Source organism: Streptomyces sp. NPDC008092 (assembly GCF_042957285.1).
GTDB lineage: Bacteria > Actinomycetota > Actinomycetes > Streptomycetales > Streptomycetaceae > Streptomyces.
In genome coordinates, this window is record NZ_JBIBHY010000007.1 from 384,779 (window position 1) to 408,335 (window position 23,557).

The 23,557-nt window shown below is 72.2% G+C and carries 19 protein-coding genes; 8 read left to right on the forward strand and 11 right to left on the reverse strand.

Features of this window, described 5'->3' with window-relative positions; all coding sequences use genetic code 11:
- Positions 1–52: 52 nt before the first annotated feature.
- From ACFZB3_RS24750 to ACFZB3_RS24760, 3 genes are all read right to left on the reverse strand, one after another.
- A complete protein-coding gene (locus ACFZB3_RS24750; RefSeq protein WP_391378531.1) occupies positions 53–1,330 on the reverse strand; it encodes a cytochrome P450 in 1,278 nt (425 codons plus the stop codon).
- A gap of 58 nt (positions 1,331–1,388) precedes the next feature.
- Positions 1,389–2,180 carry an N-formylglutamate amidohydrolase gene (locus tag ACFZB3_RS24755; RefSeq protein ID WP_391378534.1) on the reverse strand — a complete coding sequence of 264 codons (792 nt, stop codon included), beginning with the start codon at positions 2,178–2,180 and terminating at the stop codon, positions 1,389–1,391.
- 124 nt (positions 2,181–2,304) lie between these two features.
- A complete protein-coding gene (locus ACFZB3_RS24760; protein WP_391378536.1) occupies positions 2,305–2,955 on the reverse strand; it encodes a nuclear transport factor 2 family protein in 651 nt (216 codons plus the stop codon).
- A 175-nt stretch (positions 2,956–3,130) separates the two neighbouring features.
- Between ACFZB3_RS24760 and ACFZB3_RS24765 the strand changes: the two genes are divergently transcribed.
- Positions 3,131–3,769 (forward strand): TetR family transcriptional regulator, encoded by a 639-nt coding sequence (locus ACFZB3_RS24765; protein ID WP_391378538.1) that lies wholly within the window; start codon positions 3,131–3,133, stop codon positions 3,767–3,769.
- Between the two features lie 123 nt (positions 3,770–3,892).
- Here the strand turns inward: ACFZB3_RS24765 and ACFZB3_RS24770 are convergent, their stop codons facing one another.
- Complete coding sequence (locus tag ACFZB3_RS24770) at positions 3,893–6,109, reverse strand: NADP-dependent isocitrate dehydrogenase (RefSeq protein WP_391378541.1); 2,217 nt, start codon at positions 6,107–6,109, stop codon at positions 3,893–3,895.
- 211 nt (positions 6,110–6,320) lie between these two features.
- On the opposite strand from ACFZB3_RS24770, the gene ACFZB3_RS24775 reads away from it, so the two are divergent.
- Positions 6,321–7,904 carry a M1 family aminopeptidase gene (locus ACFZB3_RS24775; protein ID WP_391378544.1) on the forward strand — a complete coding sequence of 528 codons (1,584 nt, stop codon included), beginning with the start codon at positions 6,321–6,323 and terminating at the stop codon, positions 7,902–7,904.
- A 26-nt stretch (positions 7,905–7,930) separates the two neighbouring features.
- Here the strand turns inward: ACFZB3_RS24775 and ACFZB3_RS24780 are convergent, their stop codons facing one another.
- The gene (locus ACFZB3_RS24780) at positions 7,931–9,010 is read right to left on the reverse strand and encodes a mechanosensitive ion channel domain-containing protein (protein WP_391378546.1); all 1,080 of its coding nucleotides are present in this window, start codon (positions 9,008–9,010) and stop codon (positions 7,931–7,933) included.
- 138 nt (positions 9,011–9,148) lie between these two features.
- On the opposite strand from ACFZB3_RS24780, the gene ACFZB3_RS24785 reads away from it, so the two are divergent.
- From ACFZB3_RS24785 to ACFZB3_RS24795, 3 genes are read left to right on the forward strand one after another with little or no spacing between them, the layout of a single operon-like run.
- Positions 9,149–10,600: an FGGY family carbohydrate kinase gene (locus tag ACFZB3_RS24785; RefSeq protein WP_391378548.1), complete on the forward strand. Its 1,452-nt coding sequence runs from the start codon at positions 9,149–9,151 to the stop codon at positions 10,598–10,600.
- Positions 10,597–11,979, forward strand: coding sequence for an FAD-dependent oxidoreductase (locus tag ACFZB3_RS24790; protein WP_391378550.1), 1,383 nt, complete (start codon positions 10,597–10,599; stop codon positions 11,977–11,979). The genes ACFZB3_RS24785 and ACFZB3_RS24790 overlap by 4 nt, the downstream gene beginning before the upstream one ends.
- The gene (locus ACFZB3_RS24795; RefSeq protein ID WP_391378552.1) at positions 11,976–12,905 is read left to right on the forward strand and encodes an FAD-dependent oxidoreductase; all 930 of its coding nucleotides are present in this window, start codon (positions 11,976–11,978) and stop codon (positions 12,903–12,905) included. Before ACFZB3_RS24790 ends, ACFZB3_RS24795 begins: the two co-directional genes overlap by 4 nt.
- Here ACFZB3_RS24795 and ACFZB3_RS24800 read toward each other — a convergent pair.
- On the reverse strand, positions 12,892–13,656 hold the full coding sequence (locus ACFZB3_RS24800; protein ID WP_391378554.1) for a crotonase/enoyl-CoA hydratase family protein: 765 nt from the start codon (positions 13,654–13,656) through the stop codon (positions 12,892–12,894). The genes ACFZB3_RS24795 and ACFZB3_RS24800 overlap by 14 nt on opposite strands.
- A 46-nt stretch (positions 13,657–13,702) precedes the next feature.
- On the reverse strand, positions 13,703–14,686 hold the full coding sequence (locus tag ACFZB3_RS24805) for a lysylphosphatidylglycerol synthase domain-containing protein (protein ID WP_391378556.1): 984 nt from the start codon (positions 14,684–14,686) through the stop codon (positions 13,703–13,705).
- Positions 14,687–14,911: 225 nt separating this feature from the next.
- Here ACFZB3_RS24805 and ACFZB3_RS24810 point away from each other — a divergent pair, with 225 nt between their 5' ends.
- The 3 genes from ACFZB3_RS24810 to ACFZB3_RS24820 all read left to right on the forward strand — a co-directional run bounded on the left by ACFZB3_RS24810 (position 14,912) and on the right by ACFZB3_RS24820 (position 20,552).
- The gene (locus ACFZB3_RS24810; protein ID WP_391378872.1) at positions 14,912–16,777 is read left to right on the forward strand and encodes an ABC transporter transmembrane domain-containing protein; all 1,866 of its coding nucleotides are present in this window, start codon (positions 14,912–14,914) and stop codon (positions 16,775–16,777) included.
- Between the two features lie 194 nt (positions 16,778–16,971).
- Positions 16,972–18,333 carry a lectin gene (locus tag ACFZB3_RS24815; protein ID WP_391378559.1) on the forward strand — a complete coding sequence of 454 codons (1,362 nt, stop codon included), beginning with the start codon at positions 16,972–16,974 and terminating at the stop codon, positions 18,331–18,333.
- Between the two features lie 32 nt (positions 18,334–18,365).
- Entirely contained in the window at positions 18,366–20,552 is a 2,187-nt protein-coding gene (locus ACFZB3_RS24820) for an RICIN domain-containing protein (RefSeq protein ID WP_391378561.1), read from the forward strand.
- A 63-nt stretch (positions 20,553–20,615) separates the two neighbouring features.
- Here ACFZB3_RS24820 and ACFZB3_RS24825 read toward each other — a convergent pair whose 3' ends face one another.
- The 4 genes from ACFZB3_RS24825 to ACFZB3_RS24840 all read right to left on the reverse strand — a co-directional run bounded on the left by ACFZB3_RS24825 (position 20,616) and on the right by ACFZB3_RS24840 (position 23,476).
- Positions 20,616–22,274 (reverse strand): MFS transporter, encoded by a 1,659-nt coding sequence (locus tag ACFZB3_RS24825; protein WP_391378874.1) that lies wholly within the window; start codon positions 22,272–22,274, stop codon positions 20,616–20,618.
- Positions 22,275–22,390: 116 nt separating this feature from the next.
- Positions 22,391–22,858 (reverse strand): MarR family transcriptional regulator, encoded by a 468-nt coding sequence (locus ACFZB3_RS24830; protein WP_391378564.1) that lies wholly within the window; start codon positions 22,856–22,858, stop codon positions 22,391–22,393.
- A gap of 61 nt (positions 22,859–22,919) precedes the next feature.
- Positions 22,920–23,093 carry a hypothetical protein gene (locus ACFZB3_RS24835; protein ID WP_391378565.1) on the reverse strand — a complete coding sequence of 58 codons (174 nt, stop codon included), beginning with the start codon at positions 23,091–23,093 and terminating at the stop codon, positions 22,920–22,922.
- A gap of 26 nt (positions 23,094–23,119) precedes the next feature.
- Entirely contained in the window at positions 23,120–23,476 is a 357-nt protein-coding gene (locus ACFZB3_RS24840) for a PRC-barrel domain-containing protein (RefSeq protein ID WP_391378567.1), read from the reverse strand.
- Positions 23,477–23,557 lie beyond the last annotated feature (81 nt).

Below are 23,557 nucleotides of genomic sequence, written 5' to 3' on the forward strand. Positions count from 1 at the left end.
GGTATGTGACATAGCACTGCACTGGTCTCCCGTAGCCGCCCCGCCCCCCCCGTCACCAGCCCACCGGCAGCGTCCGCGGCCCCCGGATCATCGTCTTCCGGCGCCATTCCACACCCTCGGCCGGCACCGCGAGCCGTAGCCCCGGCAGCCGGTCGAGGAGGGTGTCGACCAGCAGTTCGGTCTGCAGCCGGGCCAGGACGGCGCCCGTGCAGTAGTGCGTGCCGTGGCCGAAGGCGAGGTGCGCGCCGGGTTCGCGGTCCGGGTCGATGCGGTCCGGGTCGGGGAAGACGGCCGGGTCGCGGTTGGCGGCCAGGTAGGAGACGTACACCGGATCGCCGGCCGCGATCCGGGTGCCGTCGCTCAGCTCGGCGTCCTCCAGGGCGATCCGGGCGAGCCCGACCGTGCTGCGGTGCGGGATCCAGCGCAGCAGTTCGTCCAGGACCGGGCCGCGCTCCGCCGGCCGCTCCCGCATCCGCGCCATCAGCTCCGGCCGGGTCAGCATCAGGAACAGCATCTGCCCGCAGTTGTGGGTGACCGCCTCGCCGCCGATCTGCAGCGGGCCGGCCAGCCCCACGGCCTCCTCCTCACCGATCTCGCCCCGGGCCACGGCACTTCCGAGCAGCGAGTACACGTCCTCGCCGGCGCTGTCGGCACGCGCGCGTACCGCCTCGGTGATCCACCCGTACAGCCCCTGCTTGGCGGCCTCGGCGGCCTCGGCTCCGCCCGAGGTGGAGATGATCTGCCGGGTCCAGGAGTGCACCCGTGCCCGGTCGGCCTCCGGTACCCCCATCACCTCGCTGACCACGGTGATCGGGAACGGCTCAAGGACCCGCTCGATCAGATCGGCCGGCGGCCCGTCCCGCAGGACCCCGTCGACCAGTCCGTCGAGGATCTCCTGTGCCCGGGGCCGCAGCCGTTTCATCGCGCCGACCGTGAAGGCCCCGGCGAGCGGCTTGCGCAGCCGGTTGTGGTCGGGCTGGTCGGCCCAGGCCAGCGAGCCCGGGCGCGGCTTGAAGTGCGGGGCCAGCCGGGTCACCTGGCGCCGGGTGACCTCGGTCCGGCTGAACCGCGGGTCGTTGGTGACGGTCCTGACGTCCTCGTGGCGGGTCGCGAGCCATGCCCAGCCCTCGCCGTGGGGCAGCCGGATCCGGGTCACCGGCCCTTCCTTCATCAGGGCGGCCAGGACCGGGTCGAAGCCCGTCCCCGCCAGTTCGAGCGCGGGCCAGTCCCGCACCGGAGGCCCGGCCTCGCGGACGGGCGGAAGCGGCCCCGTCGCCGTGGGCGCGGCCGGCTCCGTGGCCGCGGTGGGCGCGGTGATCTCCGTGGTCATGGCTCCACGGTGGTACGGGCCTCCCCCCGTGTCCTGCCGGAGTGCTCCAGCCGGAGGGTCAGCGCCCGGCGGCGTCCACGAGCGCGGCGAGGGCGGCGGCGAGCCGGTCCGTCCCCGAGCCGGCCGGACCGCCGGGCTCGGTCATGTAGAGGTCGCGCCGGATCTCCACCATCAGCGCGGTGACCCGCGGGTCCGTGCCGTGGAACTCCAGCGGTACGTAGGTCCCGCCGAACGGGGTGTCCAGTTCCGTCTCCCCGCATTCCGCGAAGGCCTTGCGGGCGGCCTCCGTCAGTTCGGCCGGCGTGTGGAAGGCGTCCGTGCCCAGGCAGACGGGCGGCCGCGGCCCCGCCCCGTGCAGTTCGTAGGGCAGCGCCCGGCTCGGGTAGGAGTGCACGTCGATCACCACGGCCCGCCCGGTCGCGGCCAGCCGCCCGGCGACGGCCTCGGTCATCGCCCGCGCGTACGGCCGGAAGTACCGCTCGACCAGCGGCCCGGGGTCGTACGACCCGTCGCGCAGCACGCCCTGATGCGTGGTCCGCGTGTACACGGCCCCCATCCCGACGGCGAGCATCTCCTCCCGCTCGTCCGGGAACCGCTCCGGATCCACCACCAGCCGCGACAGCCGGTTGACGAACCGCCAGGGGGGCACTCCGGCGAGCCCGGCCGCCGCCTCGGCGATCTCGGCGGTGTGCGCGTCCGTGATGTGGTCCAGCTCCCGCTCCAGCGCGGCATCGTCGAGCACGATGCCGGTCCGGACGCCGGCCGGGATCGCCCGCCCGGAGTGCGGGACATGAAGGATGACCGGCGACTCGTCGGCGCCGGGCAGGAGTGCGTAGGACGGCTGGGACACGGGCGGCTCCGGGGGTGTGGTCCGTGGCGGCGCGAAGGACGGGATCACGGTGTCACATCGGGGGCCGGCGGGGGGGGGGGGGGGGGCCCGCCCCCCCCCCCCCCCACCCCCGCCGGACAGTCGCTCAGTGGTTGCCGACGGCCGAGGCCCAGTCCCAGTTCACGCCCATGTCGGAGTACATCTTGGAGTACCCGACGAAGCAGTCGAACTTCTCGACCTTGCCGTTGCGCAGGTACCAGAAGTCGGCGGTCGGGGCGTCGACCTTGTGGCCGTTGCCCTTGACGACGCCCGCCGGTGACTGGAGTTGTCCGTCGAACGTGCCCTGGATGGACAGCTCGATGCTGATCACGTCGCCGTTGACGGTGATGCGCCTGAGGTCGCGGTGGACGTCGGAGAAGAGGCCTTTCATGTAGGGCAGGACGGCGCCGAGGGCTTCGCCCTGGTAGGTCTGGCCGCCGACCACGTCGTTGAAGACGCCGTCCTCGGTGAAGCTGCTGACGAAGGTCGGGACGTCTATGTGGCTTCCCTCGGCCACGTAGTAGTCGCGCAGGACGACGGCGAGGTTCTGCCTCTCGTGCCTGGTGAGGTGGCGGTTGGTGAGCGGCAGCTCCGCCAGCTGGCGGGGGGTCAGATCAGGGACCCCCGTACTGCTGTGGGCCGCCGTGCTCCGGTGGGCGGGGCTCGCGGCCTGTGACGGGGCGGCGGCGATGGACAGTCCGCCCAGGACGGCCACTGCGGTCGCGGCGGTGATCGACTTCCGGCTGAGCAGCTTCATCTCGGATTCCTCCAGGTCGGCTCGGGTGCGCCATTAGTAATTCAAACGCTCGCTTAACCTTATGAACGGCGATGTGGACTGTCAAGCGACTGTTTGAATTGATTGGCCGTGTGCGGCCGCCGGGGGGAGGTGAGGCTGTTGACAATGTAGTCAAACGTATGCTTGATTACATTCCATGACACGGTCGGAAAAGACGGACCTGCGCCGGGAGGCCGGTCAGCGCACGCGGGAAGGCCTGCAGACGGCCGCCCTGGAGTTGCTCGCGCAGCGAGGTCAGGAGGGCGTGACACTCCGCGAGATCACGGAACGCGCCGGGGCCAACGTCGCCGCCGTGAGCTACCACTTCGGGTCGCTGAAGGCGCTGTGCAACTCCGCGATAGAGCACGCGCTGGAACAGTATCTGGACGCGCAGATCCAGGCACTCGGTCCGCTCGGCCCGAGCTCGACGCTCCAGGACCTGGCCGAGGCCTTCGCCCGGCCGATGATGCGGGCGCTGGCGGCCGGCGGACAGGATCTGGCGATGATGCGGACCGTGGCGCGCGTCGGCATCGATCCGCCCGAGGGGTGGGAGCGGCTGACCGGCAAGTTCGACCGGAGCCGCCGCGAGGCCCTCCGGGTGCTGACGGCGAACCTCCCCGGGGTCGACGAGCAGGAGCTGATCTTCCGTACCCGCTGTGCCGCCGGCATGCTGAACTGGCTGGCGCTGGCCCCCATCGGCGCCGAACTGGCCGCCATGCCCGCCGGGCGGATCGAGCGGCAGCTGGTCCCCGTGGTGGCCGGGGCGTTCCGCGGCGACGGCCCCGCCGGACGCTGACCGGGCCGCGGGCCGCCGGAATCGAGGCAGGGCGGCACGGGTCCGGAGACGGCTCCGCCCCGGCGGGCGGGATGCCTGCCGGGGCGGAGACTGTGACGAGGCGGCCCGGAGGGCCGGGCGGGCCTAGAGGGCCGCGAGGGCCGCGTTCCAGGTGGCCGACGGGCGCATGACCGCGTCCGCCTTGGCCTTCTCCGGCTGGTAGTAGCCGCCGATGTCGGCCGGGGAGCCCTGCACGGCGAGCAGCTCGTCGACGATCGTCTGCTCGTTGGCGGAGAGCGTCTCGGCGAGCGGGGCGAACGCCTTCGCCAGCTCGGCGTCGTCGGTCTGCCTGGCCAGCTCCTGCGCCCAGTACAGGGACAGGTAGAAGTGGCTGCCGCGGTTGTCGATGCCGCCGACGCGACGGGTCGGGGACTTGTCCTCGTCGAGGAAGGTCGCCGTGGCGCGGTCGAGGGTGTCGGCGAGGACCTTGGCGCGGGTGTTGCCGGTGAAGTCGGCGTACTGCTCGAAGGAGGGAACGAGCGCGAAGAACTCGCCGAGGGAGTCCCAGCGCAGGTAGTTCTCCTTGACCAGCTGCTGGACGTGCTTCGGCGCGGAACCGCCGGCGCCCGTCTCGAACAGGCCGCCGCCCGCCATCAGCGGGACGACCGACAGCATCTTGGCGCTGGTGCCCAGCTCCAGGATCGGGAAGAGGTCGGTCAGGTAGTCACGGAGCACGTTGCCGGTGACGGAGATGGTGTTCTCGCCGCGGCGGATGCGCTCCACGGACAGCTTGGTGGCCTCGACGGGGGAGAGGATCCGGATGTCCAGGCCCTCGGTGTCGTGCTCGGCCAGGTACTGCTCGACCTTGGCGATCAGCTGCGCGTCGTGGGCGCGGCCCTCGTCCAGCCAGAAGACGGCCGGGTCGCCGGTGGCGCGGGCGCGGGTGACGGCCAGCTTCACCCAGTCCTTGACGGGCGCGTCCTTGGTCTGGCAGGCGCGGAAGATGTCGCCGGCGGCGACCGGCTGCTCGATCACGACGTTGCCGGCCGCGTCGACCAGGCGGACCGTGCCGGCGGTGGCGATCTCGAAGGTCTTGTCGTGGGAGCCGTACTCCTCCGCCTTCTGCGCCATCAGGCCCACGTTCGGGACCGAGCCCATGGTGGACGGGTCGAAGGCGCCGTTGGCCCGGCAGTCCTCGATCACGGCCTGGTAGACACCGGCGTAGGAGGAGTCCGGGATGACCGCGAGGGTGTCGGCCTCCTGGCCGTCCGGGCCCCACATGTGGCCGGAGGTGCGGATCATGGCCGGCATCGAGGCGTCGATGATGACGTCGGACGGCACGTGCAGGTTGGTGATGCCCTTGTCGGAGTCGACCATCGCGAGGGCCGGGCCCTCGGCGATCTCGGCGTCGAAGGAGGCCTTGATCTCGGCGCCCTCGGGCAGGCTCTCCAGGCCCTTCAGGATGCCGCCCAGACCGTCGTTCGGGGACAGCCCGGCCGACTTGAGCGTCTCGCCGTACTTCGCGAACGTCTTCGGGAAGAACACGCGCACCACGTGGCCGAAGATGATCGGGTCGGAGACCTTCATCATCGTGGCCTTGAGGTGCACCGAGAAGAGCACGCCCTCTTCCTTGGCGCGGGCGACCTGCGCGGCCAGGAAGTCGTTGAGCTGCGCGACGTGCAGCACGGAGGCGTCGACGACCTCGCCGGCGAGGACCGGTACGGACTCCTTGAGGACGGTGGTGGTGCCGTCCTCGGCGACCAGCTCGATCTTCAGCTTGCCGGCCTCGGAGATCACCGCGGACTTCTCGGTGGAGCGGAAGTCGTTCTCGCCCATGGTCACCACGTTGGTCCTGGACTCGGAGGTCCAGGCGCCCATGCGGTGCGGGTGGGTCTTGGCGTAGTTCTTGACCGAGGCGGGGGCGCGGCGGTCCGAGTTGCCCTCCCGCAGGACCGGGTTCACGGCGGAACCCTTGACCTTGTCGTAGCGGGCGCGGATGTCGCGCTCCTCGTCGGTCTTCGGGTCGTCCGGGTAGTCCGGCAGCGCGTAGCCCTTGCCCTGGAGCTCGGCGACGGCGGCCTTCAGCTGCGGGATGGACGCCGAGATGTTCGGCAGCTTGACGATGTTGGCCTCGGGCGTCTTGGCCAGGTCGCCCAGCTCGGCCAGGGCGTCCGGGATGCGCTGGTCCTCGTTCAGGTACTCCGGGAAGTGGGCGATGATGCGCCCGGCCAGCGAGATGTCGCGGGTGTCCACGGCGACACCGGCCTGCGAGGCGTACGCCTGGATCACCGGCAGGAACGAGTGCGTCGCGAGGGCCGGGGCCTCGTCTGTGTAGGTGTAGATGATGGTCGAGTCAGTCACCGGGTGCTCCGCTCCACGTCTGCAACATTGCTCGACATCAAGATATCTCGTGACCGGGTCCGGCTCGACAGGGGTCCGCGTCTCGGAAGATCCGCTTGTCCGGTTGTCATACGACGGGCAACCGGATCGGTCAAAAGGGTGGTCAAGACGAACGAGCCACCATCGACCGACGGCCGGACCGACCAACCGGCCGCCCGAGCGAAAGCGGACCATGAGATATCGCACCAGAGTCACGGCCCCGGCGGCCGCCCTGCTCGGCACGGCGACCGTACTGGCCACGGGGGCCCCGGCCCTCGCGCGTCCCTTCTCCGCGGGGGAGAAAAGCGGCGGCGCGAGGACCGGGGGCGGCACGCCGGCACCGGGCCCGGAGACCCTCGGCGACCCCGTCTACCCGGCCCTCGGCAACGGCGGCTACCGGGTCCGGGCCTACGACCTCGACCTCGCCTACGACGCCACGACCCGCCTGGCGGACGCCACCGCGACCCTGCGGATCCGCACCACCCAGGACCTGTCCCGCCTCTCCCTGGACGCACTCGGCCTGGACGTGTCCGCCGTACGCGTGGACGGCCGGGAAGCCGCCTTCGAGCAGGTGGACGAGAAACTGCGGATCACCCCCGCCCGCCCGCTGCGCGAGCGCGACGACGTCACCGTGTGCGTGACCTACACGGCCGACCCGCGCCGCACCCTCCCGCACACCGCCTGGGTGCCCACCCCCGACGGCTTCGCGATCTGCCCGCAGCCCAACTCCGCGCACACCGTCTTCCCGTGCAACGACCACCCCTCGGACAAGGCCGACTTCACCTTCCGCCTCACCGTCCCGAGCGGCCTGCGCGCGGTCGCGAACGGCCTGCTCACCTGCGTGGAGAACCTCCCGGGCGACCGGACCGCGTACTCGTACCGCTCCCGCTCGCCGATCGCCACCGAACTCGTCCAGATCACCGTCGGCGACTACGTGATCAAGGACCGGCCGGGCCCGCACGGCCTGCCGCTGCGGGACGTCGTCCCCACGGCCCGTGCCGCCGCCCTGGAACCGGCGCTCGCCCTCACCCCGGGCCAGGTCGCCTGGCTGGAGGACCGGCTCGGCACCGCCTTCCCGTTCGAGACCTACGGCCTGCTGCCCTGCAACTCCGACGACCCGGACGCCTTCGACTTCACCGGGCTGGAGACCCAGACGCTGACCCTGTACAAGCCGAACTTCCTGCTCCAGGCGGAGCCGAAGATCGGCTCGCACATGATGCACGAGCTGGTCCACTCCTACTTCGGCAACCTGGTCTCGCCCGCCACCTGGGCCGACCTCTGGCTCAACGAGGGCCACGCCGACTTCTACGGGCTGCTCTACCGCTACGAGCGCGGCTGGCCGGACTCGATCGGCCTCACCTCCATGGAGGCCCGGATGAAGGACACCTACGCCCGCGGCGACCAGTGGCGCCACGACTCCGGCCCGGTGGCCGCCCCGAACGAGGCCGACCTCTTCGACAGCCAGCGCTACCTCGGCGGCGTCCTGGTCCTCTACGCCTTCCGCGAGCTGGTCGGCGAGGACGCCTTCGGCACCGTCGAGCGCACCTTCCTGGACCGCTTCCGGCGCCGCTCCGCCTCGACGGAGGACTACATCGCGGTGGCCACCGAGGTCACCGGCCAGGACCGGGCGGGCTTCCTCCGCGACTGGCTCTACGGCACGACGACCCCGCGCATGCCCGGCCACCCCGACTGGACGGTCACCCCGGTGACCCCGGCCCCGGCCACCCCGCACAGCCTGCGGGGCGGCCACCGGCACGACAACTCGGCCACGCTGTAGACGCGACCGGCAGGGGGCCAAGGGGGCTAGTCGGTGACCGGTACCTCCCCGGCGGTGCGCTGCTGCGGGATCACCACGGCCCCCTGCTGGAGCGCCACCGTGCGGGCCGGCGCCGGTATGCGGATGCCCTCCTCGCGGTAGCGGCGGTGCAGGCGCTTGACGAACTCGTGCTTGATCCGGAACTGGTCGCTGAACTCGCCGACACCGAGGATCACCGTGAAGCCGATCCGGGAGTCGCCGAACGTGTGGAAACGGATGGCGGGTTCGTGGTCCGGGACCGCGCCGGTGATCTCGGTCATGGTCTCGGCGATCACCTCGTGCGTGACCCGCTCCACGTGGTCCAGGTCGCTGTCGTAGCCCACACCCACCTGCACCAGGACCGTCAACTGCTGCTCGGGACGGGTGTAGTTGGTCATGTTGGTCTTCGCCAGCTGGCCGTTGGGGATGACCACCAGGTTGTTGGAGAGCTGACGGACGGTGGTCTGGCGCCAGTTGATGTCCACGACGTAGCCCTCCTCGCCGCTGCTCAGCTGGATGTAGTCGCCCGGCTGGACGGTCTTGGAGGCGAGGATGTGGATGCCCGCGAAGAGATTGGCGAGGGTGTCCTGGAGGGCGAGGGCGACCGCGAGACCGCCCACGCCCAGGGCGGTGAGCAGCGGTGCTATCGAGATGCCCAGCGTCTGGAGCATCACCAGGAAGCCGATCGCCAGCACCAGCACCCGGGTGATGTTCACGAAGATTGTGGCTGAGCCGGCGACCCCGGAGCGGGACTGGGTGACCGACTGCACCAGCCCGGCGATCACCCGCGCCGCCGACACCGTCACCGCGAAGATGAGCAGCACCTTCAGGAACTGGTCGGTGTGGTGCTGGACCGTCCTCGTCAGCGGCAGCACCGCCGCCGCGGCCGCCGCGCCGCCCGCGAGCGCCGCCCACGGGACCACCGTGCGCAGCGCGTCCACGATGACGTCGTCACCGCTCCAGCGGGTCCGCTTCGCGTGCCTGGCCAGCCAGCGCAGCATCCCCCGGGACAGGAACGCCAGCAGCAGGCCCGCCGCGAGGGCGATTCCGGCCAGGACCAGGTCATCGACGGTGAGCGCTCGGTTCACCGGTTACCTCCCATTCGATCGTGCAACCGCTCATCCTGCCGTATCCGCACGGGGGTTCGTGCCAGCCGCACCCGGTGCGCTTGTGCTGCCCCGGGCCGCTGCGGCAGGCTGTCGCGCAGTGATCGTCAGGGAGGCTCGATGACAGGTCCGGTGCTCGCCGTCGACCAGGGCACGTCCGGCACCAAGGCCCTGGTGATCTGCCCCGAACGGGGCGTCATCGGCACCGGATTCGCCGCCGTACGGACCCGGCACCTGCCCGGCGGCCGGGTGGAGGCCGACCCGGTGGAGCTGTACGAGTCGGTGCTCGTCGCCGGCCGCCGGGCGCTCGCCGAGGCCGGCGAACCGGTGACCGCGCTCGGTCTGGCCAACCAGGGCGAGACCGTCCTCGCCTGGGACCCCGGCACCGGGCGCCCGCTCACCGACGCCATCGTCTGGCAGGACCGCCGGACCGAACCGGTCTGCGCCGAACTCGCCGAGCACGCCGAGGAGTTACGTGCCCTCACCGGCCTCCCGCTCGACCCCTACTTCGCCGCGCCCAAGATGGCCTGGATCCGGCGGCACCTGACCACCGAGGGGGTCGTCACCACCACCGACGCCTGGCTGGTCCACCGGCTCACCGGCGCCTATGTCACCGACGCCGCCACCGCGAGCCGCACCCACCTCCTCGACCTGGACCGGGTGCAGTGGTCCGCCCGCGCCCTCGACCTCTACGGGCTGTCCGCCGAACGCCTCCCCGAGATCGTCGACAACGCCCAACTCGTCGGCAGCACCAAGGAGTTCGGGGACAAGATCCCGCTCACCGGGCTCGCCGTCGACCAGCAGGCGGCGCTCCTCGCGCAGCGGATCACCGGACCGGGCGGCGCCAAGTGCACCTACGGAACCGGGGCGTTCCTGCTCGCGCACACCGGTGACACGCCCCGGCACAGCAGCTCCGGACTGGTCAGCTGCGTCGCCTGGCGCCTCGCCGGAGAGCCCGGGTACTGCCTGGACGGCCAGGTGTACACCGCCGCCTCCGCGGTGCGCTGGCTCACCGACCTCGGCGTGATCTCCGGCCCCGCCGACCTGGACCGGGTGGGCGGCGCCGTCCCCGACGCCGGCGGGGTCACCTTCGTCCCCGCGCTGGCCGGGCTCGCCGCCCCCTGGTGGCGCGGCGAACTGCGCGGCTCCCTCACCGGGCTCTGCCTCGACACCGGCCCCGGACAGCTGGTGCGGGCCCTGTGCGAGGGCCTCGCCGCCCAGGTGGTGGAGCTCGCCGAAGCCGCCGGGACCGACCTCGGCACCCCGCTGACCGCCCTGCGCGTCGACGGCGGCCTGACCCGCTCGGCCCTGCTCATGCAGACCCAGGCCGACCTGCTGCAACGTCCCGTCGAGGTGTCCACGCTGCCCGACGCCACCGCCCTCGGCGTGGGCGCGCTGGCCCACCTCGGCAGCGACCCCGTCGACTTCCTGCCGGACGGCCGGCCCGCCGCCGTCTACGAGCCGCGCGTCTCCGCCGCCGAGGCCGCCGAACGCCTCGGCGTCTTCCGCGCCGCCGTCGCCGCCCTGCTGGACGGACCGGGGGCCGGAGCCGGCCCGGGAGCACCCCGGTGACGGTCACCGCCGCGGGACCCCTGCCGGCCGCCCCCTACGACGTGACAGTCGTCGGCGCCGGGGTCGTCGGCAGCGCGATCGCCCGTGAACTCGCCCGCCACCCGCACCTGCGAGTCGCCCTGGTCGAGGCCCAGGACGACGTCGGCCAGGGCACCTCGAAGGCCAACACCGCCATCCTGCACACCGGTTTCGACGCCCACCCCGGCACCCTGGAGGCCCGCCTGGTCCGCGACGGCGCCCGCCTCCTCGCCGGGTACGCCGCCGAGTCCGGCATCCCGGTGGAGCCGGTCGGCGCGCTGCTGGTCGCCTGGGACCGGGAGCAACTGGCCGCCCTGCCGGACCTCGCACGGCAGGCCGTACGCAACGACTGCCACGACACGGCCCTGCTGGACGCCGCCGAGCTGTACGCCCGCGAACCCCGCCTCGGGCCCGGCGCCCTCGGCGCCCTGCACGTGCCCGGCGAGAGCATCGTCTGCCCGTGGAGCACCACCCTGGCCTACGCCACCCAGGCAGTCCGCGGGGGCGTCGACCTGCACCTCGACGCCCGGGTCACGGCGGTGAGCCGACGCGACGGCAGCCACACCCTCACCACCTCGCGCGGCCCGCTGCACACCCGGCACCTGGTCAACGCGGCCGGTCTGCACGCCGACACCCTCGACCGCCTGCTCGGCCACCACGCCTTCACCGTCACCCCGCGCCGCGGCCAGCTCATCGTCTACGACAAGCTCGCCCGCGACCTCGTCCGGCACATCCTGCTGCCGGTGCCCACCGCCCTCGGCAAGGGCGTCCTGGTGGCCCCCACGGTCTACGGCAACGTCCTGCTCGGCCCCACCGCCGAGGACCTGGACGACAAGGCCGCCACCGGAACGACCGCGCAGGGACTCGCGGCGCTGCGCGAGAAGGGCCGGCGGATCCTGCCCGCGCTCCTCGACGAGGAGGTCACCGCCGTCTACGCCGGCCTGCGCGCCGCCACCGAGCACGACGACTACCGCATCGCCGCCCACCCCGACCAGGCGTACGTCACCGTCGGCGGCATCCGCTCCACGGGCCTCACCGCCTCGCTCGCCGTCGCCTCCCACGTCACCGGACTGCTGGGCGACGCGGGGCTGGACCTGAAGCACCCCGTCGACCTGGAACCGGTGCGCATGCCGAACCTCGGGGCCGCCTTCCCCCGGCCCCACCAGCAGGGTCCGCACGTCGTCGTCTGCCACTGCGAGCACGTCACCCTCGACGAGATCCGGGACGCCCTCGCCGCCACCATCCCGCCGCGCGGCCTGCCGGGCCTGCGCCGCCGCACCCGGGCCGGGGCGGGCCGCTGCCAGGGCTTCCACTGCGGGGCGACGGTCCGGGAGCTGTTCGGGAAGACGGGCCGACCGTGACGGCCGAACGCCATGTCGACGTCCTCGTCGTCGGCGCCGGCCCCGCAGGTCTCGCGGCCGCCGCCCGGCTCGCCCTCGCAGGCGCGGGCCGGGTCGAGGTGCTGGAGCGGGAACCGGAGGCCGGGGGAGTGCCCCGGTACTGCGCCCACGGCGGATTCGGCACCTGGACCCGGCCGTTGACCGGACCGGCGTACGCCCGGCTGCTCGTCGAGGCCGCCGCGCGGGCGGGAGCGGTGGTCCGTACCGGGGTCACGGTGCTGGACTGGGCCGGGCCGCTCGCCCTCGCCACCGTCGGCGTGCGCGGCCCGGAGACGGTCACCGCACGGGCGGTGGTCCTCGCTACCGGCGCCTACGAACGCCCGCGCGCGGCACGGCTCGTCCCGGGCACCCGGCCCGCCGGGATTTGTACCGGAGGAGAGCTTCTGCAGGCCGTGCACCGCTACCGGCAGCCGATCGGCGAGCGGGCCGTGGTGATCGGGGCCGAGGAGGTGTCGTACGCGGCGGCCCGGACCGTGCGGGCGGCGGGCGCCGAGGTCGTCGCGATGGTCACCGGGCTGCCGCGCGCCGGCTCCGTCCGCGCCCTGGACGCCCGGCTCCGCGCCCGGATCCCGCTGCTGACCGGCACGGCGGTCACCGAGATCCTCGGGCACGGGCGGCTGTCCGGTGTGCGGATCCGGCACCGCGACGGGCGCACCGGCGTCCTCGCCTGCGACACCGCCGTCTTCACCGGGGACTTCGCGGCCGAGGACGAACTCGCCCGCCGGGGCCGGATCGCCCTGTCCGACGGGCCCGCTCCGTACACCGGCCGTCCGGGGGTCTTCGCCGCCGGTGGTCTGCGGCAGCCGGGACTGGACGTCCGGGCGGCGGTGCGGGAAGGCGTCGAGGCGGGCGGGGCGGTGCTGGAGTGGCTGGTCAGCCGGCCGTGAAGGAGCCGTGCCGGCCCGCTCCCGCCGCGAACCGCGCCGCGCCCTCCAGGCCCTCCGCCAGCACGGCCGTGCCGTAGCGGATCTCGGCGTCCATCGCCGCCGGCTCGTCCAGCCCCTCCTGGTCCAGCACCGACGCGCGGTCGCTGCGCAGGCAGGCCTGCGGGAAGGCCGCCACGGACGCGGCCAGTTCCTCGGCCGCCTCGCGGGCGCGGCCGGGCGGGACGAGCCGGTTGGCCAGGCCCATCCCGTAGGCCTCCGGGGCCGGGACCGGGCGGCCGGTGAGGATCAGGTCCATCGCCCGGCTCGTACCGATCAGCCGCGGCAGCCGTACCGTGCCACCGTCGATCAGCGGCACGCCCCAGCGGCGGCAGAAGACGCCGAACACCGCGTCCTCCTCGGCGACCCGCAGATCGCACCACAGGGCCAGCTCCAAACCGCCGGCCACGGCGTGCCCGGCGATCGCCGCGATCACCGGCTTGGACAGGCGCAGCCGGGTCGGGCCCATCGGGCCGTCGCCGTCCGGCGCCACCCGGTTGCCGTGCCCGGCGCCCATCGCCTTGAGGTCGGCGCCCGCGCAGAACGTGCCGCCCTCGCCCCACAGCACCGCCACCCGGGCCTCGTCGTCCGCCTCGAACGCCCGGAACGCGGCGGCCAGTTCGGCGGCCGTCGGCCCGTCGACCGCGTTGCGCACCTCGGGCCGGGAGAGGACGACCGTGGTCACAGGACCCTTGCGTTCGACGCGGACCGGCATGCGTTTCCCTCCCCGGGGAAGGCCACCCCGTGTCGGACGGCCTCCGTCAGATGACCTTGAGTCGTACCAGCGCTCCCAGTGTCAGGGCTCCCGGCAGCAACGGCACCCACACGGTGATGATCCGGTACGCGAGGACGACGGCCGTGGCCACCGCCACCGGACCGCCGGCCGCCACCAGCGCCACGATCAGCGCCGCCTCCACCGAACCCAGGCCGCCCGGCGTGGGGATCAGGGCGACGGCGACCGTGGCCGCCAGGTACGCCAGCGCCATGTGCGCGGGCGGTACGTCGAGGCCGAGCGCCCGCCCCACCGCCACCAGACCGCCCGCCTGGAGCGCGGGGAAGGCGAGCGAGCCGCCCCACAGCGCCAGCGCCCGGGACGGCCGCGTGTGCACCGAGCGGGCCTCGCCCAGGGCGCTGCGCACGAACCGGAACACCGGCTCGCGCACCCGCCGGACGAGGAACAGCGCGGCCAGTGCCACGGCCACCAGGGCGCCGGCGACGGCCAGGACCGGGCCGACGTCGCCGTCGGGGAGCAGGCCGTCGAGCCGCAGGGCGTCCGGGAAGGCGACGAAGAACACCGCCATCAGGCCCACGCGGGCGATCGACTCGGCGAGCAGGTAGAGGGCCAGCGCGGCCGAGGAGGTGGCGAGCGGCACCCCGCACACGGTCATGAACCGCAGGTTCACCGCGCCCGAGCCGAGACCCGTCGGCAGCAGGTGGTTGGCCGAGCCCGCCGCCAGCTGGGTGGCCAGCAGCCGCCAGCGCGGCAGCGGCTGGACGACCGCACCCTGTCGGGTGAAGGCGGCGGCCACCCAGGTCAGGCAGGTGGCACCGCCGGCCGCGAGCAGCCAGGGCCAGGAGGCGTCGCGCAGATGGCCGAAGCCCTCGACGAGGACCGGCCAGTGCTGCACCGCGATGACCGCGACCAGCACGAGCGGGATGAGCGTGAGGATGTGCCGCCAGGGGACACGGCGGGCGAGCCGGGGGAGGCGGCTCTCACGGAAGCCGGGGATTCTTACCGCTGTCACACCGGGAGAGGTTTTCCGCGCCGACCCAACTGCGGGTGGCGGAAGAGGAGACACCGGATGACGGCCGGGAAGCGGGTGAGGGGGGAGGCCCGCCGGGGAGCCCACCTGGGGCTTCGCGGAGCCGGACGGGGCCTGCGGAGGGCTCATCGGGTCCTTCGTGCGGGGAGACGGGGCGCGGACATTGACCTCAACGACGCTTGAGGTCCTACGTTCTCCCTCATGAGTATGGAGACCACTGCCTGGACGCAGCTGCACAGCGTCATGACCGCCCAGCAGGAGCGGCGCCCGTTCGACCGGGCCACGCTGCGCCGTATCGCCGCCTTCGCCCGCCCGCACCGTGCCGGCATAGTCCGTTTCGTCATCCTCGGGGTGGTCACCGCCCTGCTCGCCGTCGCCACCCCGGTGCTCGCCGGCCATGTCGTCGACGCGATCGTGTCGGGCCACGACACCGGCGCGGTGGTACGGCTGTCGCTGCTGATCGCGCTGGTCGCGGTCGCGGAGGCCGCGCTCGGGGTGCTCGGGCGGCGGCTCTCGGCGACGCTCGGGGAGGGCCTCATCCTCGACCTGCGCACGGCTGTGTTCGATCATGTGCAGCGGATGCCCGTCGCGTTCTTCACGCGTACCCGTACGGGAGCGCTGGTCAGCCGTCTCAACAACGACGTGATCGGCGCCCAGCGGGCCTTCGCCAACACCCTCTCCGGTGTGGTCAGCAACCTGGTCACGCTGCTGCTCACGCTCGCGGTGATGCTCACCCTGTCCTGGCAGATCACCCTGCTCGCGCTGGTGCTGCTGCCGCTGTTCGTGGTGCCCGCCCGCCGCATGGGCGGCCGGATGGCCCGGATGCAGCGGGAGGCCGCCGCGCTCAACGCGGCCATGGGCACCCGGATGACCGAGCGCTTCTCCGCGCCGGGCGCCACCCTGATCAAGCTCTTCGGCCGCCCCGGGGAGGAGTCGGCGGAGTTCGCCGCGCGCGCCGCCCGGGTCCGGGACATCGGCGTGCGCACCGCCACCGCCCAGTCGGTGTTCATGACCGCCCTGACCCTGGTCTCCTCGCTGGCGCTCGCCCTGGTCTACGGCCTCGGCGGCTGGTTCGCGCTGCGCGGCACCCTGCAGCCCGGCGCGGTGGTCGCCCTCGCCCTGCTGCTGACCCGCCTGTACGCCCCGCTGACCTCGCTCGCCGGGGCCCGCGTCGAGGTGATGAGCGCGCTGGTCAGCTTCGAGCGGGTCTTCGAAGTGCTCGACCTGAAGCCCCTGATCGAGGAGAAACCGGACGCCCGCGAGGTCCCCGAGGGCCCGGTCGCCGTCGAGTTCGAGGACGTCCGCTTCGCCTACCCGGCCGCCGACCAGGTCTCCCTCGCCTCCCTCGAAGAGGTCGCGGTCCTCGACTCGCGCGGCGGCAGCGAGGTGCTGCACGGCATCTCCTTCCGCGCCGAACCCGGCCAGACCGTGGCCCTGGTCGGCTCCTCCGGCGCCGGCAAGTCCACCATCGCCCAGCTGCTGCCGCGCCTGTACGACGTCGACGGGGGCACCGTCCGCATCGGCGGCACCGACGTCCGCGACCTGACCGCGGGCTCGCTGCGCGCCACCCTCGGCATGGTCACCCAGGACGGCCACCTCTTCCACGACACCGTCCGGGCCAACCTGCTGCTCGCCCGACCGAGCGCCACCGACGAGGAGTTGTGGGACGCCCTCGGCCGCGCCCGCCTCGGCGAGGTCGTCCGGTCGCTGCCCGACGGCCTGGACACCGTCGTCGGCGAACGCGGCTACCGGCTCTCCGGCGGGGAGCGGCAGCGGATGACCATCGCCCGGCTGCTGCTGGCCCGCCAGCGCGTGGTCATCCTCGACGAGGCCACCGCCCACCTCGACAACACCTCGGAGGCGGCGGTCCAGGAGGCCCTGACCGAGGCGCTGGCAGGGCGGACGGCCGTGGTCATCGCCCACCGGCTGTCCACGGTCCGGGCCGCCGACCAGATCCTGGTGGTCGAAGCGGGAGAAATCGTGGAGCGCGGCACCCACGAGGAACTCCTGCTGGCGGACGGGCGGTACGCCGAACTGCACCGCACCCAGTTCGCGGAGGTGACCGCGCCCTGACGGAGCGTTCACATGGCCGTCACATTTTCCTGTGAGTAGAGGAGGGGAGCGCTCCCCTACTTGACGACCGTGGTCCGGACCTTTAGCTTCACGCCTTAAACAAAGCCTCACGCGTGTAGCCAACACCCACCTGACCAAAGGGTGTTGGGCCACACCGTGCTGCCATCCCCCCGCGTGAAAGGCCAACCCCCCGCATGGCCAGACCTCTGCCCACGGCTGTCGCCCTCGCCGCCCTGTCGCTCTCCGCAGGACTGCTCACCGCGTCCCCCGCACAGGCCGCCACCGGCACCATCACCGGCCTCGCCGGCAAGTGCCTCGACGTCGCCGGCGCCAACTCCGCCGACGGCACCGCCGTCCAGCTCTACGACTGCAACGGGACCTCCGCCCAGCAGTGGACCCGCGGCAGCGACGGCACCCTCCGCGCCCTCGGCAAGTGCCTCGACGTGACCGGCAATTCGACCGCCGACGGCGCCAAGCTCCAGCTGTGGACCTGTAGCGGCGGCGCCAACCAGCAGTGGACCGTGTCGTCCGCGAACGACATCGTCAACCCGCAGGCGAACAAGTGCATGGACGTCACCGACAACAACTCCGCCAACGGCACCCGGATACAGATCTGGACCTGCGCGGGCACCGCCAACCAGAAGTGGACCGCCCCCGCGGCCGACGGCGGCACCACCCCGTCCTCCCCGATGGCCGTGGCGCCCTACCTCTACAACGGCTGGGGCGACCCGCCGAGCCCGACCACGATCACCAACGCGACCGGCGTGAAGTACTACACGCTCGCGTTCGTCCTCAGCAACGGCTACTGCAACCCGCAGTGGGACGGCAGCCGGGCGCTGACCGGCGGGGTCGACCAGAGCACCATCAACACCGTGCGCGCCAACGGCGGTGACGTCATCCCCTCCTTCGGCGGCTACAGCGGCAACAAGCTGGAGAGCTCCTGCTCCAGCGCGGGCGAGCTGGCGGCGGCCTACCAGAAGGTCATCAACGCCTACGGCGGTCTCAAGGCGATCGACATCGACCTGGAGGCCGACGCCTACAGCAACGCGACCGTGCAGCAGCGGGTCGTGGACGCGCTGAAGACGGTGAAGGCCAACAACTCCGGCCTGAAGGTGTACATCACCATCGGCACCGGCCAGAGCGGCCCCGACACCAGCCTGATCAACCGGGCCGCGTCCTCCGGACTGACCGTCGACGCCTGGGCCATCATGCCGTTCGACTTCGGCGGCGCGGGCCAGAACATGGGCAACCTCACCACCCAGGCGGCCGAGGGGCTCAAGAACGCGCTGAAGAACGCGTACGGCTACAGCGACGACACCGCCTACCGGGACATGGGCATCTCGTCGATGAACGGCATCACCGACAACAGCGAGACCGTCACGGTGGCCGACTTCCGCACCATCCTCGCCTACGCCCAGCAGCACCACCTGGCCCGGCTCACCTTCTGGTCCGCCAACCGCGACCGGCCCTGCACCGGCGGTTCCGCCGACAGCTGCTCCGGCGTGAGCCAGTCCAACTGGGACTACACGCGCGTCTTCGCCGGATACACCGGCTGACCCCCCGCCCAAGCCGCCTTCAAGGAGAACCCGTGCCTTCCCTTCCCCGGCGCCGCAGATCGACGGCCGCCGCAGCGGTGGCCGTCGTCGCCGCCTCCCTGCTCACCGCGGCGGGCGCCGCCTCGCCCGCGTCCGCAGCCACGCTGCCCACCGGCAACACCACCCTGCTCAACGCGGCCAGCGGCAAGTGCGTGGACGCCAAGGCGGCCGCCACCGCCGACGGGACCGTCGTCCAGCAGTACACCTGCAACAACACCACCGCCCAGCAGTGGAGTTTCACCGCCACCAGCGACGGCTACGTCCGCATCAACAACGCCAACAACACCAACGAGGTCCTGGACGTCACCGGCGTCTCCACCGCCGACAACGCGGCCGTCCAGATGTGGACCTACGGCGGCGGCACCAACCAGCAGTGGCTGCCGGTCGACGACGGCGGCGGCGCCTACCACTTCGTCAACCGCAACAGCGGCAAGTGCCTCGACGACCCCGCCGCCTCGACCGCCGACAGCGTGCAGTTCGTCCAGTACACCTGCAACGGCACGCAGGCCCAGCGGTTCCAGGTCGTCCCGGTGACGCAGTCGAGCAACCCGGACCTCGGCTCCAACGTGGTCATATTCGACCCGTCGATGTCCGCGTCGACCATCCAGAGCAAGCTGGACTCGATCTTCGCGCAGCAGGAGACCAACCAGTTCGGCTCCCAGCGCTACGCCGTGATGTTCAAGCCCGGCGCCTACAGCGCGGACGTCAACGTCGGCTTCTACACCCAGGTCCTGGGTCTCGGCCTGTCGCCCGACGCGGTCTCCGTCAACGGCGCGGTGCACGCGGAGGCCGACTGGTTCCAGGGCAACGCCACCCAGAACTTCTGGCGCGGCGCCGAGAACCTCTCCGTCAACCCGACCGGCGGCAGCGACCGCTGGGCGGTCTCGCAGGCGTCCGCCTACCGCCGGGTGCACCTGCGCGGCGGCCTCGCCCTGGACGACGGCGGCTGGTCCAGCGGCGGCCTGATCGCCGACAGCCAGATCAACGGGCAGGTCAACTCCGGTACCCAGCAGCAGTGGCTGACCCGCAACTCCCAGCTCGGCAGCTGGACCGGCTCCAACTGGAACATGGTCTTCGTGGGCAGCACGGGCGTGCCGTCGACCACCTTCCCGAGCCCGCCGGACACCACGGTCGCGCAGAGCCCGACCACCCGTGAGAAGCCGTTCCTGTACGTCGACGGCTCCGGCAACTACCAGGTGTTCGTGCCTTCCACGCGCACCAACACCTCCGGCACCAGCTGGAGTTCCGGCTCCGCCGCCGGCACCTCCCTGTCCCTGGACAGCTTCTACGTCGTGAAGCCGGGCGCCACCGCGTCCCAGATCAACGCGGCCCTGACGGCGGGCAAGAACCTCCTGGTCACCCCGGGTGTCTACCACCTCGACCAGACCCTGCAGATCAACCGCGCCGACACCGTCGTCCTCGGCCTCGGGCTCGCCACCTTCGTCCCGGACAACGGCATCACCGCCATGAAGGTCGCCGACGTCGACGGCGTCAACATCGCGGGCCTGCTCTTCGACGCCGGCACCACCAACTCCGCCACCCTGGTGGAGGTCGGCCCGAGCGGCTCCTCGGCCTCGCACGCGAGCGACCCGACCTCGCTGCACGACGTGTACTTCCGCGTCGGCGGCGCCGGCGTCGGCAAGGCCACCACCAGCCTGGTCGTCAACAGCAGCAACGTCATCGGCGACCACATGTGGATCTGGCGCGCCGACCACGGCACCGGAGTCGGCTGGACCACCAACACCGCCGACACCGGACTGATCGTCAACGGCAGCAACGTGACCATGTACGGCCTGTTCGTCGAGCACTTCCAGAAGTACCAGACCATCTGGAACGGCAACGGCGGCAAGACGTACTTCTACCAGAACGAGATGCCGTACGACCCGCCGAACCAGTCGTCCTGGATGAACGGCTCGACCAAGGGCTACGCGGCCTACAAGGTCGCCGACTCGGTCACCAGCCACCAGGCGTACGGCCTCGGCAGCTACTGCTACTTCAGCACCAACTCCAGCGTCGTCGCCGATCACGCGATCGAGGCGCCGACCAACTCGAACGTGAAGTTCACCAGCATGGTGACGGTCTCCCTCGGCGGCACCGGCACCATCAGCCACGTCATCGACAACAGCGGAGGACCGTCGAACTCGTCGACCAACGTCGCGAACCTCACCTCGTATCCGTGACCGTCGCCCGGTGAGCGGACAGCGGGTGCCCCGGCGGATCTCCGCCGGGGCACCCGCCTCTCGTCACGACGGAGCGTTGTCCCGGGACTGCGCGGCACGGGCCGGGGACGGGTCCTTCGGCTCCCGGCGGTCCGGTCCCGGACGGTGGCCGCCGCGCAGTGCGGAGGCCACGGCGGAGACCAGGGCCATGCCGGCGGCGACGCCGAAGACGATGGCCAGGCCGTGGTGGAAGGGCCCGGAGACCAGCTGCGGGAAGAAGGTGTGCCCGGTCAGGACGGACCGCTGGGCACGGGTGACATGGTCGAGGACGCCCTCCGAGGCGAGCAGGTGCTCGATCGGGTTGTTGCCGAGGAAGGTCGCGAAGAGCGTGCTCACCGGCGGCAGCGACGCGGCGTGCGCGGCGGAGGCGGCCGGCACGCCGTGCGCCACCAGCCCGCTCTTCAGCGTCGCCGGGAGCGAGGAGGCGAGCCCGGACACCATCAGCGAGAAGAAGACGCCGATGGACAGCGCCGTACCGGAGTTCTGGAAGGTCGAGCGCATGCCCGAGGCGACACCCCGGTACTCGGCCGGCACACTGCCCATGATCGACGAGGTGTTGGGTGCCGAGAACATGCCCTGGCCCAGGCCGTTGAGCAGCAGCAGCGCCGCGAACAGCCCGTAGTCGAAGTCGACGGGCAGGGCGAGCAGCCCCAGGAAGGACGCGGTGACGACGACCAGCCCCGCGGTGGAGAAGAACCGGGCGCCGAACCGGTCCGACAGGTATCCCGACACCGGTCCCGCGATCAGGAACCCCAGCGTCAGCGGGAGCATGAAGATGCCGGCCCACAGCGGGGTGTCCTCGAAGTCGTAGCCGTGCAGCGGCAGCCAGATGCCCTGCAGCCAGATGATGAGCATGAACTGCAGGCCGCCGCGCGCGATCGAGGTCAGCAGGGCGGCCACGTTGCCCGCCGCGAACGCCCGGTTCCCGAAGAGCGCCAGGTTGAACATGGGCTCGGCGACCCGCGTCTCGACGACGCAGAACGCCAGCAGCAGGGCGGCGCCACCGGTCAGGCCGGCCAGCACCCACGGGTTCCCCCAGCCGGTGGCGCTGCCGCCGTAGGGCTGGATCCCGTAGGTGATCCCGGCCAGCAGGATGCCGGCACCGGCCGCGAAGGTGAGGTTGCCGAGCCAGTCGATCCGGCCGGGGCGGCCCGCCGAGGTCTCGCGCAGGCTCAGGTACGACCAGATCGTGCCGGTGATGCTGACCGGGACGCTCACCCAGAACACGGCACGCCAGTCGACGACGGCGAGCAGACCGCCCGCCAGCAGACCGAGGAACTGGCCCGCCAGCGCGGTGATCTGGTTGATGCCCAGGGCCATGCCGCGCTGCCGGGCCGGGAAGGCGTCGGTGAGGATGGCCGCCGAGTTGGCGGTGAGCATGGACCCGCCGAAGGCCTGCACGATCCGCCACAGGATCAGCCACAGGGCTCCCGCCCCCGCGCGGAACGGATCGAGCGACAGCGCGACCGAGGCACAGGCGAAGATCAGGAACCCGAGGTTGTAGATCTTCACCCGGCCGAACATGTCGCCGAGCCGCCCGAGCACGACGACCAGGACGGCGGACACCAGCAGATAGCCGAGGATCATCCAGAGCAGGTAGCCGATGTTGCCCGGCGCCAGCGGGTCGAGCCCGATGCCGCGGAAGATCGCCGGCAGCGAGATGATCACGATCGAGGCGTCCATCGTGGCGATCAGCACGCCGAGCGTGGTGTTCGACAGCGCGACCCACTTGTAGCCCGGACCGGGGGGACCGTCCTTGCGGCGGGCCGAGCGCAGGGCGGCGGACCACCCGTGCCCGCTCACAGCCGCTCCGCCAGCCGGTCGAGGAGCGGCAGGGCCGCCCCGAGGGTGGCGCGCTCCGGCTCGGAGAACGTGTCGAGGACGGCGGCGAGCCGCTGGACCGACTCGGAGCGCCGCTCGGCGAGCACGGCCCGCCCCTCCTCGGTGACGGCCACGATGCTCCGCCGCCCGTCCGTGGCATCGGGAGTACGGCGGACCAGACCGCGCTGTTCGAGCTGGGCGAGGGTGCTCGCCATGGCCTGCGGCCGTACCCGCTCCGTCTCGGCGAGGGCGGTCGGGGAGTCCGGGCCCTCGCCCGCGAGCCGCGCGAGCACGGACACCCCGGACAGGGACACGTCCCCGACGGCGTGCGCCTGCCGCAGCCGCCGCGTCACCCGGCCCACCGCGAGCCGCAGCTCGGACGCGAGCCGGGTGGCCTCGCTCAGATCGCGTATACCGCCGGCACCGGCGGCCATATCTGCCTTCACATGTACTAACGATAGGTTTATCAGTCTGGACTGCTCAACCACTCGTTAGTAAATATGACGGTCAGCGGGCGATGTGGTGGCGCCGGCCGCCGTGCCGCAGCCGGACCGCGGCGTAGACCAGGTCGGCGAGGAGTACGACGGCGCCGACGATCAGCAGGTAGAACAGTCCGTGGGCGGCGAATCCGACGAGGCCCAGCACGAGGGCCACGAGGACCAGGAACAGGAACAGGCTCATCGGCTCTCCCGGACGGGCTCGGTGGGTCAGCGGCGGGCCAGGCGGCGTTCGCCGCCCGTGCCCGGGACGTAGTCGAGTTCGTAATGAGCGAAGACCGCGGGTTCCCGGGCGGCCGGCAGCTCGCCGTCGGTGTCGATCGACGGAGCCTTCTTGACCACGTCCTTGGGGTAGGCGACCTTCAGGTAGGCCGGACCGACGGTCGCCTCGGCGAGCGGGACGAACACCAGGCGGCGGCGGGTGGGCAGCCCGACCGTCACGGTGGCGAAACGGGGCTCGTCGGTCGCGGTGTCCACGTAGACCGACTCCAGCGCGCCGATCCTGTGCCCGGCTGCGTCGACCACGTCATGACCGCGCCACTCCCGGATGTCGGTTGCTTCGAACATCGGGCACCTCCGCCGACCGGGTACCCGGTGCGGCCGCCGGCAGTCGTCGGGCACACCGGCGGACTGCCGCCGAACACGTGC